Origin of the sequence: Sphingobacterium sp. SGG-5 (assembly GCF_011043525.1) — a bacterium.
In the GTDB taxonomy this organism is placed as follows: domain Bacteria; phylum Bacteroidota; class Bacteroidia; order Sphingobacteriales; family Sphingobacteriaceae; genus Sphingobacterium.
The window spans coordinates 326,871-342,617 of the sequence record NZ_JAAKGO010000004.1 but is presented as its reverse complement, the minus strand read 5'-3'; the positions used below and the strand labels follow the sequence as shown (position 1 = coordinate 342,617).

12 protein-coding genes are annotated in these 15,747 nt (G+C 40.8%); 4 read left to right on the top strand and 8 right to left on the bottom strand.

Going from position 1 to position 15,747, the window contains the following annotated elements; genetic code table 11:
• Position 1: 1 nt before the first annotated feature.
• Both G5B30_RS07935 and G5B30_RS07930 read left to right on the top strand, forming a co-directional pair.
• Positions 2–1,099 (top strand): tetratricopeptide repeat protein, encoded by a 1,098-nt coding sequence (locus G5B30_RS07935; RefSeq protein WP_165319437.1) that lies wholly within the window; start codon positions 2–4, stop codon positions 1,097–1,099.
• A 3-nt stretch (positions 1,100–1,102) separates the two neighbouring features.
• Positions 1,103–2,272, top strand: coding sequence for a tetratricopeptide repeat protein (locus G5B30_RS07930; RefSeq protein WP_165319435.1), 1,170 nt, complete (start codon positions 1,103–1,105; stop codon positions 2,270–2,272).
• Positions 2,273–2,371: 99 nt separating this feature from the next.
• On the opposite strand, the gene G5B30_RS07925 is transcribed toward G5B30_RS07930, so the two are convergent.
• From G5B30_RS07925 to G5B30_RS07900, 6 genes are all read right to left on the bottom strand, one after another.
• Complete coding sequence (locus G5B30_RS07925) at positions 2,372–4,060, bottom strand: sodium:solute symporter family transporter (protein ID WP_165319434.1); 1,689 nt, start codon at positions 4,058–4,060, stop codon at positions 2,372–2,374.
• Positions 4,061–4,165: 105 nt separating this feature from the next.
• Entirely contained in the window at positions 4,166–5,299 is a 1,134-nt protein-coding gene (locus G5B30_RS07920) for a DNA adenine methylase (protein WP_165319432.1), read from the bottom strand.
• The gene (gene trxB / locus G5B30_RS07915; RefSeq protein WP_165319572.1) at positions 5,289–6,245 is read right to left on the bottom strand and encodes a thioredoxin-disulfide reductase; all 957 of its coding nucleotides are present in this window, start codon (positions 6,243–6,245) and stop codon (positions 5,289–5,291) included. The genes G5B30_RS07920 and trxB overlap by 11 nt, the downstream gene beginning before the upstream one ends.
• 26 nt (positions 6,246–6,271) lie before the next feature.
• Complete coding sequence (locus G5B30_RS07910) at positions 6,272–7,162, bottom strand: 3'-5' exonuclease (protein ID WP_165319431.1); 891 nt, start codon at positions 7,160–7,162, stop codon at positions 6,272–6,274.
• A gap of 67 nt (positions 7,163–7,229) precedes the next feature.
• Entirely contained in the window at positions 7,230–7,826 is a 597-nt protein-coding gene (locus G5B30_RS07905) for a DUF502 domain-containing protein (protein WP_165319430.1), read from the bottom strand.
• A 2-nt stretch (positions 7,827–7,828) separates the two neighbouring features.
• On the bottom strand, positions 7,829–10,309 hold the full coding sequence (locus G5B30_RS07900) for a bifunctional UDP-N-acetylmuramoyl-tripeptide:D-alanyl-D-alanine ligase/alanine racemase (protein ID WP_240903138.1): 2,481 nt from the start codon (positions 10,307–10,309) through the stop codon (positions 7,829–7,831).
• Between the two features lie 24 nt (positions 10,310–10,333).
• Between G5B30_RS07900 and G5B30_RS07895 the strand changes: the two genes are divergently transcribed.
• Together G5B30_RS07895 and G5B30_RS07890 are read left to right on the top strand one after the other, a co-directional pair.
• Positions 10,334–10,810, top strand: a complete 477-nt coding sequence (locus tag G5B30_RS07895; protein ID WP_165319429.1) for a regulatory protein RecX — start codon at positions 10,334–10,336, stop codon at positions 10,808–10,810.
• Between the two features lie 46 nt (positions 10,811–10,856).
• Entirely contained in the window at positions 10,857–12,110 is a 1,254-nt protein-coding gene (locus tag G5B30_RS07890) for an MFS transporter (RefSeq protein WP_165319428.1), read from the top strand.
• A 557-nt stretch (positions 12,111–12,667) separates the two neighbouring features.
• On the opposite strand, the gene G5B30_RS07885 is transcribed toward G5B30_RS07890, so the two are convergent.
• Together G5B30_RS07885 and G5B30_RS07880 are read right to left on the bottom strand one after the other, a co-directional pair.
• Positions 12,668–15,043, bottom strand: a complete 2,376-nt coding sequence (locus tag G5B30_RS07885; protein ID WP_165319427.1) for an endonuclease MutS2 — start codon at positions 15,041–15,043, stop codon at positions 12,668–12,670.
• Between the two features lie 21 nt (positions 15,044–15,064).
• Positions 15,065–15,715, bottom strand: a complete 651-nt coding sequence (locus G5B30_RS07880) for a DUF4296 domain-containing protein (RefSeq protein ID WP_165319426.1) — start codon at positions 15,713–15,715, stop codon at positions 15,065–15,067.
• Positions 15,716–15,747 lie beyond the last annotated feature (32 nt).

The following is a 15,747-nucleotide window of genomic DNA, read 5'->3' as shown; positions in this document are numbered from 1 at the left end:
AATGAAGAATATTCTGTTCTCTTTATTATTAGTAGGTATAGGGACAGCTGCTGTAGGCCAATCCAACTATAAAGAGGCCTCCAACAGTCTGGCTCGTTATATGCAATCGGGTGACGTTAAACAGTTAGAGACGGCGAAGAAATTTACAGACGCGGCGTACAAGACCAGACGTGACTCCTCCAGCTCCCGTAATAATCTCCTGCGGGCGATGATTTATAGTTCATTGGCCTATGCCGATTCGACACGAAAGATTAAATCGGACAAAGATCCGATACTTGTTGCGAAAGAAGCTGACGCCCGCATTCGTGAACGGGACAGGGAGAAATTCAGTAACGAAATCAATTATATCCATCAAAACTTAATTGCCGCTTACATATATAAGGCGAATAAAGAAATCGTGGAGAAAAAGTACGCTGATGCTTATCAAAGTTACTTGGAAGTAGAGAATCTCGGCAATAGCACGGCAGATGTCGTCTATAATTTAGCCTTATTATCTAGTCAGGCGGGTAAAACTGATAAGTCTATTGGATATTATACAACATTGATAAAAGAAACAGATGCAAATGCTGCAAAATACCTTGAGTTAGCCGAGCTATATAAGGCAAAAAAGGATATGCAGCAATACTTGTCTACGTTAGAAAGCGCCAGGACCAAATTTCCGAAGAATAAACAGATTTTATTTCATCTTATTGAAATATATAATCTCAATAAGTCTTATGCCGCCATCACACCCATTATCGACGAAGCTATCGCCTATGAACCCACCAATATAGATCTCATCTATTTAGCTGGGTACGCGAATGAGAACATCGGAAATATTGATCGGGCTATATCTTATTATCAGAAAATAATAACATTGGACAGCAACAATTATAGTGCAAATCTCGCATTGGGATTAATTTTTCTGAATAACTTTTTGAAAAATGCGCATGATCTAAAAGATCAGTACAATGCACAAAATTATTTGCTTAAAGCAAATGAGATTAAACCTTACGACATCAGTGCGCTCAAAGGATTAGCGATGTATTATAAAACAGCTGGCGATGAAAGCCAGTTGGATCGTGTAAATTTATTATTGAATCAACTCTCAAATAATTAAAGTATGAATATCAAAAGTATTGCAATGTTTTCTGCCTTTTTAATGATTGGCAGCATATCTTTCGGACAAACCAGTAATCTCAGAAAAACGGCAAAGAATATCCAACAATATGATGAATTGCGCGTTGCGGGTACACCGCAATTGGGCAAAACCTATATTGAAGGAGCTAAAGAAGCTATAGATGCGGCTTCGGTACATGACAAGACAAAAGACTTGGCCGAAACGTGGATGTATTATGCATTAGTGTATAGTAATTTGGCTACCGCAGATAAAAGCCAAGCATACGCTGATAAAGCTAAGGAAGGTATCGAGAAGGCAACGGCATTAGATAAGGACGGAAAACATAAACAGAATATTGAAGTTGCAGAACAATTGTTAGGCAGCTACAACTTCAATCAAGGTGTCGCAAACTGGGAGAAAAAAGATTTTAAATCGGCATATAGCTCTTTCAGTACAGCCTTGGAATATATGCCGGGTGACACAACCCTTATCTATTATTCGGGGTTAGCCGCAATCCAAAATCAAGATTATAAAAATGGTATTGAGAAATACAAACAACTTATTGATAGAAAGGATTTCTCATCACATAAAATAGTAATGGTCGACTTGCCAAAGCTTTATCTTTCCATGAAGGATACGGCATCTGCTATCGAATACGCGGCAAAAGCAGTAGAAGCCTATCCCGAGGATAAAGGTGCTGCCGTACAAAATATCGAATTGAATCTGATAGTGGGCAATAACGAGCAGGTACTTTCTAATATCCAATCGCAGATTGCTAAAGATCCACAAAACAAGAATCTCTATTATTATTTAGGAATTGCCGAATCGGCAAATAACAATTCCAGTAACGCGCTTGCAGCCTACAATAAAGCTATCGAGTTAGATCCCAACTATGCCGACGCAAATTTAAATGCGGGTGTCGTATTGATGAACCAAGTACGTGATGAGTTAAACGAATTGAATAGCTCCAATGTAACCGCTACAGTACAGAATGCCAAACTGAAAGAGCTGAAGGAGAAATTAAAACCTGTTGAAGCTTTTTTTACCAAGGTTATTGAAGTAGAGCCTGCTAATACAAGCGCGCTACGTGGTCTCAAACAATATTACGATTTCGTCGAAAATGAGGCGAAGTCAAAAGAGATAGCACAGAAACTTGAGGACGCACAAAAATAACCTCAGTTCTTCTATTGTATAAAAAAACCTTCATGATATCATGAAGGTTTTTTTTTGTTCAATTTCTATTTCTTTATATAATCTATTCATGCATGCTTCTTACCAGTAAACGGTATACAGTGCAGTCACAACGATGATCACAATAGCAGATCCTATAACAAATGCGGGATGAGCTTTGAACATTTTCGGGTCGACTTCTAAGCCATTGGGGACAACTCCTTTGGCATTGTCAATCTTACTGATGATTATCATACCTAAAACACATAATAAGAATACAATCCCCATACGATCGATAAATGGAATTTCATAAACTCCAGCCGCATTCGGTACCGCAAAATTGATGGATGACAAAAACTCCAAATCCATCAGTTGAGGTGAAAACTTCAACAGTACAGAGAAAATAAACCCACCTACCGTAGCAAAAAGAGCCGCATTGGATGTGGTTTTCTTCCAAAAGAAACCGAGCAAGAACATGGCAAATATCCCGGGAGAAACAAATCCTGTGTATTCCTGGATGTACTGAAAGCCTTGTTTACCTTCTCCCATTAATGCATCGCCGACAATCAATGCTAAAAGCGTTCCTAATAAGAGAGAAATGACAACTGTTATTTTACCCACGTTCACTAACCGCGCTTCACTTGCATTTTTGTGAAAAGCTTTTTGATAAATATCGAGTGTAAAAATTGTCGCAATACTATTGGCCTTACCTGCTAAAGATGCTACAATTGCTGCCGTTAATGCAGCAAATGAAAGCCCTTTTAATCCTGTGGGCAACAACGTCAGTAAAGCCGGATATGCCTTATTCGGATCCTGAACACCAGAACTTGCCAACATTTCGTCTGCTCCTATAACTCCAATATCATTCTTAATGATGTAATATACAGCTATCCCAGGTATTACAACGATTAAGGGCATTAACAATTTTAAGAAAGCTGCAAATAGAAGTCCATTTCTTGCCGTGGGTAAGGAAGCTCCTAATGCTCTTTGGGTAATGTATTGATTACAGCCCCAATAACTCAAGTTAGCAATCCAAAGCCCTCCCACCAGGACACTTAATCCCGGCAAATCCATGTAATTTTCATTGTCTGGCTTAAATATCATATCGAAATGTTCGGAAGCTCCCTTCTGCAGATTATCAAATCCTACCAAAAGGCCCTGTCCGTCAGCAATAATATCCAGTGCAATATAGACGGCTACCAACCCTCCTATAATCAATACCAATACCTGAATAACATCGGTATAACCAATAACTTTCATTCCACCCAACGTAATAAAGATGGCAAAAATTGCGGTCAGGATGATACAGGCGCCTATACTTATGCCCGATATCCCGCTTATCGCAACGGCACCTAAATAGAGTATGGACATTAAGTTGACCACGATATACAACATCAACCAGAATATCGCCATGATCATTGCTACAGTTCCGTTGTACCGTTGGTGGAGAAACTGAGGCATGGTAAAAATCTTGTTTTTGAGGTACACTGGCATAAAGAATATAGCCACAATAATAAGTGTAATAGCGGCCATCCATTCATAGGCAGCAATGGCAAGCCCCATTTTGTAACCGGAGCCGCTCATACCGATAAACTGTTCTGCCGAAATATTGGAAGCAATAAGGGATGCTCCGATCGCCCACCACGTCAGTGAGCCTTCGGCTAAAAAATAGTCTTTTGAATCAGCCTGCGCGGATTTTTTTCTGTAATAAATGTACAGTCCGTAAGCAACGACGATTACGAAGTACAATCCGAAAACAATAAAGTCTTTTGTGCTTAAATAATTACTCATAAAGTCCTAACAATAAGTTTATAACTAGCTGTAAAAGTAAGAAAACAGAATCAAATAATTGTCACATATACACTTATTTTTTTATCCTCACCTATCGTTTCCTGACTATAATGTATAATTTGTGATAATTAAATGTTTCGTATTCCGATTATTACGTCCTTTGACATTATATAAATACGTTTTGTCAAAGTCAATAAAGTTAGCATTTATTTCGGTATATATATTGCGGATAAAAGAAGTTTCCTTAATTACTAACATCCATTTAGCAGGCTGCCGGTATAGCGCGTCACGAAGTCTTACCTGATCTTCCCGGGTAAAGGCATTTTGATCATATTCTGAAAACTGAGAGTCATAAGGAGGATCTAAAAAAATAAAATCTCGTGCTGTGGGCATTGTAATATTCAAAAACTCTTCAAAGTCTAAGTTAAAAATTTGACAATTTCTAAAAATACCTTTGACATCATCTGAAAATAGCGTGCTCACTTTTGCTCTTAGATTCTTTTTGTTATAGGCAATACCGCCATATGGAATATTAAATTTCCCTTGCGCATTGAAGCGAAACATAGACGCATAGCAAAACTCCCGGACAAAATACCATACGGCCGTGTATGCATCTGTTGGAAGATTCCCTTTTTCTTCATTCATGAGATGCCTCATGTAATAATAAAACCCACTGCGTATCGCTGTCTCTATATGATTTTTAAGCTCATGCGTTCGGAAGAGCTTCCCCACTTTTGCCGTCAGGTTTTTAATTCTTTTAAATTTGTCTTTAATGCTTTTGTCTAAATAAACACGTAACATATCTTCATCTATGGCACTAAAAGAACCCGCATTTACGGTAATTTCCAGACCTTTCGTCTGGAAATATGCCTCGATATACGCAAATAATGTAGATTGATCGTCCTTATCCGTAAGAAAGTTGTGAAATTTGTCGATAATATAATCGTTAAAAGGACGATAAAAAGTTTGAAGACCTTCCCAGGTAGAAACCAGATTAAATATTTCCTTTTTAAATTCGGGTCGTTGCAACGCGCTATAAAAGGCTATTAGATCTTCGCTTCGATCATTAATCAAGCTGGCTTTTTGTGGCTGTAATGCAAAGAAAACACCTCCGCCTCCAAAAAATGGTTCAAAATATCGCTCAAAATCAGGTATATAGCCCGAAAAAGCGGCGTACTCTTCATACTTTCCACCCGCCCATTTAATCAACGGCCTCACGAGCCCGTTTTTACTCGCCACTTTCCTTCGCAGCCAGATACCTTTCTGCTTCGAGCGCCGCCATACAGCCGGTTCCGGCAGCCGTCACGGCCTGACGATATACATTATCCTGTACATCACCGCAAGCAAATACACCTGGAATGTTCGTCGCTGTAACGTTCGGTTTAGTAATTAGATAACCGGTCTCATCCATATCCAATATTCCTTTAAATAAGTCCGTATTTGGCGTATGTCCAATAGCTACAAAAAAACCGGTTACATCCAACACCTTCTCCTCCTGTGTTTGGTTATTCTTCACCCGCACACCGGTTACCACCTGGCCATCACCGACGATTTCCTCTGCTTCGGTATTATAATGAATTTCGATATTGGATGTGCTCATTACCCGATGAACCATCGCTTTAGAGGCTCTAAATTCATCCCGGCGAATCAACATATGTACTTTGTTACACAGTTTTGCGAGATAAGTGGCCTCCTCGGCAGCGGTATCCCCTGCTCCGACAATAGCCACATCTTGCCCTTTAAAAAAGAAACCATCACAAACGGCGCAAGCAGATACTCCGAAACCATTGTATTTTTCTTCCGACTCCAGACCCAACCATTTTGCCGTTGCTCCAGTGGCTATAATTACGGTATCTGCTGTTATCGTTTTGATATTATCGATTTCTACTGTATGCATCCCTCCATCTTTTGCAAAATCTACTTTCGTCGCATATCCAAAGCGAACTTCAGTGCCAAAACGTTCCGCCTGAGCACGCAAATCTTCCATCATTACGGGGCCCGTCACGCCATTGGGATATCCCGGAAAGTTATCTACATCCGTCGTTTGGGTCAGTTGACCCCCAGGTACTATTCCGGTATAAATAACAGGTTTTAAGTCCGCCCTTGCCGCATAAATCGCCGCCGTGTATCCCGCTGGTCCAGAACCTATTATTAAACACTGTAAGTGTTCTACTTCTTGTTGTATATTCATATTGTAAAAAAGTAACGTATCTATTTACCGAATTTGGTCTGTAATTCCTTTAGCATATCTGCAGTAACCGGCTTAACCTGCTTTTTTTCCACTTTAGGTTCTTTCTTTTGTGCACGGAATTCATTCCATAATTCTTCCAGCACTTTTTTGGTATATAAAGGGAAATCACCATTTTGCATCCAAGCATAATAACTTGGTTCCTTTTCAAATATCTCGAAAACACATTTCCCCTTATGCTTTCCAAAATTTATGACTACTTTGTTTTCGTCATTGTAGACCAATCGTCCTGCAAAATCTACGGGTTTAGATAGATTTGTAAACGTATGTAACGCATCTACATCATTGACAACCGGATAAGAAACTTTCCCATGTTTATCTTCGTATGAAACGCCGTCATATTTTTTGAGCTGGGCACGGAGTACCTCATAAGTCGCCCGTACATCCGCTTCAGCCTGGTGTGCATTATCTAAGCTTTTATCGCAATAAAAACGATATGCTGCCTTCAGTGTTCGTTGCTCCATTTGGTGGAAAATGTTCTGCACATCAATAAATGATCTTCCGCGCAACGAAAACTCAACGCCTGCTTGCAGGAATTCTTCCATCAACATAGGTACATCAAATTTATTGGAATTATATCCCGCCAAATCTGAATCGCCTAAAAATACCGCTATCTCACCGGCCAACTCTTTGAAAGAAGGTGCGTCTTTAACATCCTCATCATATATACCATGAAACATGGAGGACTCCGGAGGAATAGGTCTCCCGGGATTAACCCGCTTGTTATATACATGCTCAGATCCGTCGGGCATTACCTTTAAAATAGCAATCTCAACGATTTTATCCGTCGCCACATTAACACCTGTCGTCTCGAGATCAAAAAAAGCCAATGGCCGCCTAAGTTGTAATTTCATAATAATATGGGCAAATATTTCGAGCGCTAAAATACGAATTATTATCGTAATTTCCTTTGTCGTCCGCCTATTCTATACCACTTACGCCTCCTGAAACGACCAGCTTCATCGCATCGGTGGCCGACATATGAAGTTTGGTAACACGAGATGTTTTGACTACAACTACCTGACCTGCAAAAGAATAGGAATAGGGAAAGTATACAATCACTTCATCGGACAATCCTATCTTATGTAAATCCCGTTGTGTCAGGAATCCAATTTTCTTTAAACCTGTATCATTTACCTCAACGAGTACAGGCTCATTAAATTTCTTGGCATCTCCTACAAAAGCCTCAGTAAAATCCCGGATAGACGAATACAAGGTATTGAATAACGGAATTTTATTGATCGTACGCGTCAGCCAGTTTTTAATAGGCTCGGTGACCAATGTGGTAAAGATGAGTCCCACGATCACCAATAGCGCCAGGACAGTAAGGATTCCAATGCCTGGAATGTACAACGGATTGCCTTCTTCATCCACCAAAAAATGCTGGGTAATATTCAACGCGCTATCCAAAGCAGCTACAATCCAGATAATCAAAAAAACAGCCCCTGCGACCGGTACGACAACCAGTGTCCCTTTGATAAGATAATATAATATCTTGTGAAAAATTTTTCTTAACATATCTATTCGTAATAATATTCTCTTTTAACACGGGAGGAAATACCGGCCAGCAATTCATAAGGTATGGTACCAATATCTTTGGCAGCTTGCATAATGTCCGGAAATACAACAACCTCCTCCCCTTCGATGGCTTCGATATCCGTAATATCTAACATGCACATATCCATGCAGATATTGCCCACAGTAGGAACAGTATGTCCGTGGATTCTCATCTTGCCGACACCATTTCCAAAACGTCTATCATAACCATCAGCGTATCCGATCTTGACAGTCGCAATCTTGCTATCTTGGTACAGTTTTCCTTTTCTGTCATACCCTACAGTTTCTCCCGTTTTCAGATGCTTGATCTGTGTTATCGTTGTTTTTAACGTACCGACCTGTTGCAAATTCAAATCTTGCGGGGCCATATCAACACCATATAGTCCAATTCCCAAACGCACCATATTCATATGATCTTTACGGCGATGTATGATTGCATTACTGTTGCAGATATGTTTGATGACCTCATAACGGAGGCTTTTCTCCAACTTTTCTGCTTCCTCACGAAACAGGTCTACCTGCATAGTTGTAAAATCGTCCAAATCTGGATTTCCCGCACCGACAAGGTGGGAAAATACGGATTTTACAATCACATCTTTATCGGTATACTTCAATACTCGTAGCAATTCATCCAGTTCATCCGGCATAAACCCTAGGCGATGCATCCCCGTATCCAACTTCAAATGGATAGGATATTCCACTACATTTTTATCCTTCAAAAAATCAATGAAAGCACGTAAGACCTTCATGGAATAAATCTCCGGCTCTAAGCTATATTTCAACACATCATCAAAAGTTTCGATATGTGGACTCAATACCATAATAGGCAATTGAATACCACCTTGCCGAAGCTCCACGCCCTCGTCAACAAATGCAACGGTGAGGTAATCTACCTTATTAAACTGCAAAACATTTGCAATCTCGAAGCTACCGCTTCCATAGGAAAATGCCTTAACCATCGCCATCAACTTGACGTCAGGTGCTAATTTTGAACGGTATTGCGATAGATTATGCTCCAGAGCCTTCAGGTTAATCTCCAGAACAGTATCGTGTGATTTTTGAACAAGGAGCTGACTCAGCCGCTCCAATTCAAATTTCCGGGCTCCTTTTATTAAAACCGTCTCGTCACGAAAATCAACCGTATATAGTGCGGAAAGAAGACTATCCGTATCTCGAAAAGTTAATATCTGGGCATGCATAAGGCTGTCCGCTATTTCATGAATTGCACCGCCCACCAATACCACTTTTCGGAACGCTATACTGTTGAGAAGATGGACAAGTTTGGCTTTAAATTTATCATCCCATATGACACCGATAAAATCAGTAATCACCAAACTTCTCGCCTCGTGCTGGTTTTGCTGCTCCATGAAATCCAATGCAATCTTCAAAGAAGCAAAGTCATTCGAATAACTGTCATCTACAATACTGCAGTTGTTCTTACCTTTCTTTAGCTTCAACCGCATCTCTAATGGTTGCAAATTGCCAATTCTATTCTGAATAACGGACATTTCATAACCCAAGACCAGTAATGTCGCCACACAGGTCATAACATTCTCGACGGAGGCTTTATCCTGAAAAGGTATCTCCAGCACATACGCATTATCCGCAACGGTTACCTTTATAACGGTCCGATGTGCTATGCGCTCAATCGACTCGATATAAATATCATCGCCGGGTGTCGTTCCCCAAAGAAAACAACGTGAATCTCGTAAATCTTGTGGGACAATATCCGATGGAGCAATAATTGTTTTACAATTGCGGAACAATGTCCATTTTTCTTCCAACTTCTGTCCTTTGGAGACAAAACCGTCCGCATGGGCGCTCCCTATCGACGTAAAAACACCAATATCCGGTCGGATCATGACTTCAAGCTGCTCCATTTCTCCTGGTCGGCTTATACCTGCTTCGATCAGCGCAATCTGATGGTCTACCTGTATATCCCATAGAGACAACGCTACTCCAAGTTGCGAGTTATAGCTTTTAGGGCTCTCAAAACACATGAGATCTACAGATAGCAACTGAAAAAGCCACTCTTTTACAATGGTCTTGCCATTACTGCCCGTAATTCCAACTACCGGAATAGCATGACGTCTGCGATGAAAAGCGGCTAACTCCTGTAATGCACGCATGGTATCCTCCACGCTTATAAAATTGGCATCAGGGTACTTATCTGTAAACACCACCGGATCCGATATAATAAAATTTCGAACGCCTTTATGATAAGCATCGTCTATAAAGTGATGTCCATCGCGAATATTTTTGAGCGCGAAGAATAGACTAAGCTCTCCCTGTCGTATTTTGCGGGAATCATACTCTAATCGTTGAACTTCTAATGCAGGATTAGAAATCGAAACTTTAACGGATGTAATTATCTTAAGGATGGCATCGATCGTGTACATAGCATAATCATGAACAAATGTCATCAATATTTTCAATAAGTACATGTTTTTTTGAATTTTTGTGTACATATGGATGAGCAGAACAAAAAATCAAAAATATACACTCCAGGACAGGCTAAGCTAAAAGCCGAAAATTATTGCGTATATCAGGAGCGATCACAACAAGAAGTACGAGATAAACTCTATCAATGGGGGCTTCATCAGAATGAAGTCGAAGATATCATTGCACAACTCATCACGGACAACTTTCTAAATGAGGAACGATTTGCCATAGCCTATGCACAGGGGAAGCTCCGCATGAAAGGCTGGGGCAAAGTAAAAATCAAATATCATCTTAAAGGCAAGCGGGTGTCCGACCCACTGATAAAGATCGCGTTAAATGCCATCGATATGGACGAATATCTGGAGATATTCGATAAGGTCATTCAAAAAAAAATATCAAAAGATATCCCACAACTATCCTTATCTGAAAAACATAAACTTATTCGCCAGCTGCAAAACAGAGGGTTTGAACATGAATTGATCTTTCAACGTATACGGGAGTAAGATTGTTCGGATTATAGTTATCTTTGCCCCACTTGAAACGAAAGAAATGAAGACTGTTTTTTCTGCGAAAGCTGCCCCAGCCCCTGTAAACCAAACGGTTTACGCCATCTTATTTGCTATTAGTTTATCCCATTTACTGAATGACTTGCTTCAGTCTATCATTCCGGCAATTTATCCCATGCTTAAAACAAACTTTTCGTTAAGTTTTTCGCAGGTCGGTTTAATTACCATGACATCGCAGCTGACCGCTTCGGTTCTCCAGCCCTTCGTCGGACATTATACCGATAGAAATCCAAATTCTAAATTTCTTGCCCTTGCTATGGTCATCACACTTATAGGGCTAATATGTATTTCACTGGCGCCCACTTTTCCTGTTCTTCTGGCTTCCGTGGCCTTAATCGGTGTCGGTTCAGCCATTTTCCATCCTGAAGCTTCCCGCGTTGCACATTTGGCTTCGGGTGGTAAAAAAGGATTGGCACAATCGGTATTTCAGGTTGGTGGAAACGCGGGCACATCTATCGGGCCGTTGCTTGCCGCGTTGATTATTATTCCCCATGGCCAGGGGCATATACGGTGGTTTGCTCTCGTTGCTTTAATTGGTGTAATCCTGCTGAGCTTAATTGGTCGCTGGTATCAGACAAATATGACATATAATAAACCGCTTATTTCACGCGCTGTCGGTGACGTAAGTACATCGTTAAGCAAAAACAAAATATTTTGGGCCATGTCGATTTTGCTGTTATTGATTTTCTCCAAATATATCTATATGGCGTCGATGACCAATTATTTTACGTTCTATCTGATCGACAAGTTCCATGTCAGCGTGCAACAATCGCAATTATACTTATTTGCTTTCTTAGGTGCTATTGCTGCAGGAACTATTCTCGGAGGACCATTAGGTGATCGCTACGGCAGAAAGCTCATTATATGGATCTCCATTTTAGGTGCAGCACCGTTTACGATATTATTACCTTATATGAATTTAGCGGGAACGATTGTATTGGCCATTATCATCGGAATTATCATTTCTTCCGCTTTTTCTGCCATATTGGTATATGCTACCGAGCTCGTACCTGGTAAAGTGGGAATGATCGCAGGTCTATTTTTCGGATTTGCTTTTGGAATAGCGGGCATCGGTTCGGCGGTTTTAGGAAATATCGCCGACCATACCAGTATAGCACATGTTTTTTCGATGTGTTCCTTTCTGCCGCTTATGGGGATTGTAACGGCTTTCCTGCCCAATATAGAAAATGCCCGATTCACAACATCCAGTAAGGCTGGAACCCACCGCAACGTATAGACAATGTATCTGGGGGTGTGGGGAAATTTTTAGGTATTGTCTTTAAAAATTGCTGTGTGCGGGGGCTGGATGTGTCTTTTAAATAACTTTGACGACGGTTTAAGATTTCAAGAAAGATCATCAATGTGCATGCAAACCAAACTAATATCACTAATATATATAAAAACCTTCTTAATTTCTTTAGGCGAGCGTTATGTATTTTGAATGAGAGCGGAAATTTAAACATTGGACATGCTGGATTTACAAGCAATGTCTCGCGTTCATCCTTATTCTCACATAAAAAACGTGAGCTAATTCCCTTTACTTGCATCAGACGCCCGACCAAAGGCAAAAGCACAGAGTAAAAGGAACGCCCACGCTTATAGCAGGCATTCCGACTTTCCCTTTCCCGTGCTTTATTTAAAAATTTGGTCGTATTCTGATGCGGGATCGTGAAGCGAAACACTAAGGTTTTATATTTTTAATTCTTTTTTAATTTCAATCTATAATCATTTTAATTGTATAAATTCTTACTTTTTCTTAAATCGTTTGTCAATTTACGAATATCTTACTTTATTTTAGTCAATAAATGCATACGTAATACCATCTCCGCCTCGATCAGCATGTTCATCTTCAAAACGGCTGATATGATTATACTTACGTAAATAGTCACGGACAAATTTTCGTAGAATACCGTCACCTTTACCGTGAATAATCTTCAACGAGGGATAACCGATCATAACTGCACGGTCTAACACCAACTCAATTTTCTGTAAGGCATCTTCAGTACGCATTCCCCGTACGTCAACTTCTGGATGGAAGTCTGCAATAGATTCCGAACTTACAGTGGTCTGCCGCTTGATCGCTTTCGATTTTTGCTTGCTTTTTAATTGGGTTACTCTATTCTTTTTAACAACAGTACGGAGGCTTCCCAAAGCAATAATCAAACTGTCGTTCCGCGTGATCTCCAATATTTCTCCTTCCGCACCGGTATCATCGATACGAACCCAGTCTCCTACTTCAAGTTCGCTGTGAGCAGAAGTTGCTTTTTGAGGTATATTTTTCTTTACCGCTTCTGTATGTTGATGGAGCGACTGATTGACCTTATCTCGGATCAATTTCGTCTTTTCCCGGTCAGCTTTTACGGTTTTTATTTCGGCAATTGTATTTTCAATAAGCTTATTAGCATCTTTTAAGATATCTTTCGCTTCTTCTTTAGCCTTACGGAGGATATCCTTTTTATTTTCCTCCAAATGTACCCGCAATGTATCATATTCGGTCTTCAGTGCTTCTAATTCTTTCTCTTTCTTTCGGATCGTAAGCTTAGTATCATGTGTCTCTTTTTTATCCCGCTCCAAGTCAGCCAAAAGTCGATCTACCCTATTTTGCTGTTTACCGATCTTGACTTTTGCTAAATCCAATATATCTTTTGGCAAACCTATTTTTCGGGCAATTTCGATGGCGTATGAACTTCCCGGCTTACCCATCTGCAAAATATACAGAGGTCTTAGCCGTTGATTGTCAAACAACATTGACGCATTTTGAACGCCCTCCGTATTATTCGCAAAAAGTTTAAGGTTGGAATAATGCGTCGTGATTACTCCACGCACTTTCTTTTCGTTCAATTTCTCCAAGACGGCTTCGGCTATAGGTCCACCAAATTGGGGATCCGTACCCGTACCAAATTCATCAATCAACACTAATGTCTTGGCATCCGCAAAAAGCGAAAAATGCTTCATTTTGGACAGGTGGGCACTGTAGGTACTTAGATCACTCTCAATCGACTGATCGTCTCCGATATCCGCATATATCTGTTTAAAGATACCTAAGGAGGAGCGTTCATCTGCTGGCACCAACAATCCTGATTGCACCATAAGCTGAAACAAGCCAACGGTTTTCATACAGACCGACTTGCCCCCCGCATTCGGTCCGGAAACAAGGATAATCCGGTCTGTTTGGTCGATCTTAATATTCAGCGGAACGACCGTATGAGAGGCATCCTGCTTGCTGGACAAATACAGCAAAGGATGACGCGCATTGACCAAGTCTAAAGCAGCCTCTCTATTCAACACGGGCATCACAGCATCGATATCCATGGCAAAAAGGGCTTTAGCGCGAACAAAATCCAATTTTGTCATCAGACCATGATAAGCAAACAACAGAGGCACATGCGGGCGCAATGTGTTCGTCAATTCAACTAAAATGCGGATAATCTCCCTTTTTCGTTCAAATTCCAGGTCCCGGATCTTATTATGGAGATGAAATACCTCCTCCGGCTCGATAAAAGCTGTTTGTCCCGTTGCTGACTCATCATGAATAAGTCCTCTCACCTTCCGCTTATTTTCAGCAAGTATCGGAATACAGAGCCGTCCATCACGAATAGTGGTACCACCATCTGCCGTCCAACCATTCGCCTGTGCATTTCGGAACACCGTATCCAGCCTCTTACGTGCCTCCTGCTCGTTTTTAAGAATTTGCTGATGGAGTTCGAGCAATAAGCGGGAAGCATTTTCTTTTACTTTTCCACGAGCATCCAACACATTCTCTATGCCCCGAATGATCGATTTTTCCACAGGTAAATGTTCCAATAAGAGTTCAAGATAGGGATATTGTCCCTCCCGTTCGTTAAAATACTGGATCACCGAATAGACTGTACGCAAGGATAACAACAGGTGAAAAAATTCGTCTTCGGATAAAAACGCGCCCTCTACCTTCGCTTTCTCAGCCAAAGGCTGTATCGCATACATATGATCCACAGGCAGTGGAGTATCGTGCTGCAGTAGATTTTTAAACTCCTGCGTCTGACGTAGAAATCGATCAATCTGCTCATACCGCGCCTGAGGTTGAATCTTCTCCACCATCTGCCGGCCACTTTCACTCAGACATTTTTCCCGGATGAGATTTTTAATCTCAAGGAACCCCAACTTATCTATCGCATTTTCAGGATATACCACGCGTTTTCCTTTTGTTAAACTTTATCTTAAAATGTCTATTCTATATTCTTCAAAGCTATGTGCTGCCCGTACAGTATCGATGAATGGAGGTCTAATTTCAGCCCTATCTTCCCCTGCATTCCCCTCTTCCGGATCAGACGGTGTAGGCTTCGTGAATCGATGTCGGTAGATACGCGAAGACGCCAGCGGCTGGAAGAAACTTGTATTATTCGCCTCAATTGTATAGTCCGTTGTATCCAGGTGCACGTTCAGGATAAGATCCTTCATCGCTGCCGCCCATTGTTCCAAATGTGTCACCCGGTTTATACTGTCTCGAACCCGAGCATGTTCGATCGAATCCAATTTCAATGCGTCTTTCTCATACTGGGTTAATACTTCCTTAACGGTAGTCTGAAGCTTTTCCAGCGCGATAGGATTGCCATAATAATAATCTATATTGTCAGCGAAACGTGCCGAATCAATACCAAACTTGTCAAAAAGATTCGCATACAATACCGGCATCACCTTCCGTCCGCTGTCGATAGCAAGGGTATTCAGATAACTATCCAGCAGATAAACCTCGGTCATCAAGTCCGATATCTTTTCTTCGGAAAGAATACCCTTAGGTTTCGGTTTCGAACACGATGCCGTCAAAAAAAACAGCGCTATAAGGGCAATGAATAAGCGTTCCATTTCGTAAATTTGTGCAAATTTACTAAAATGCG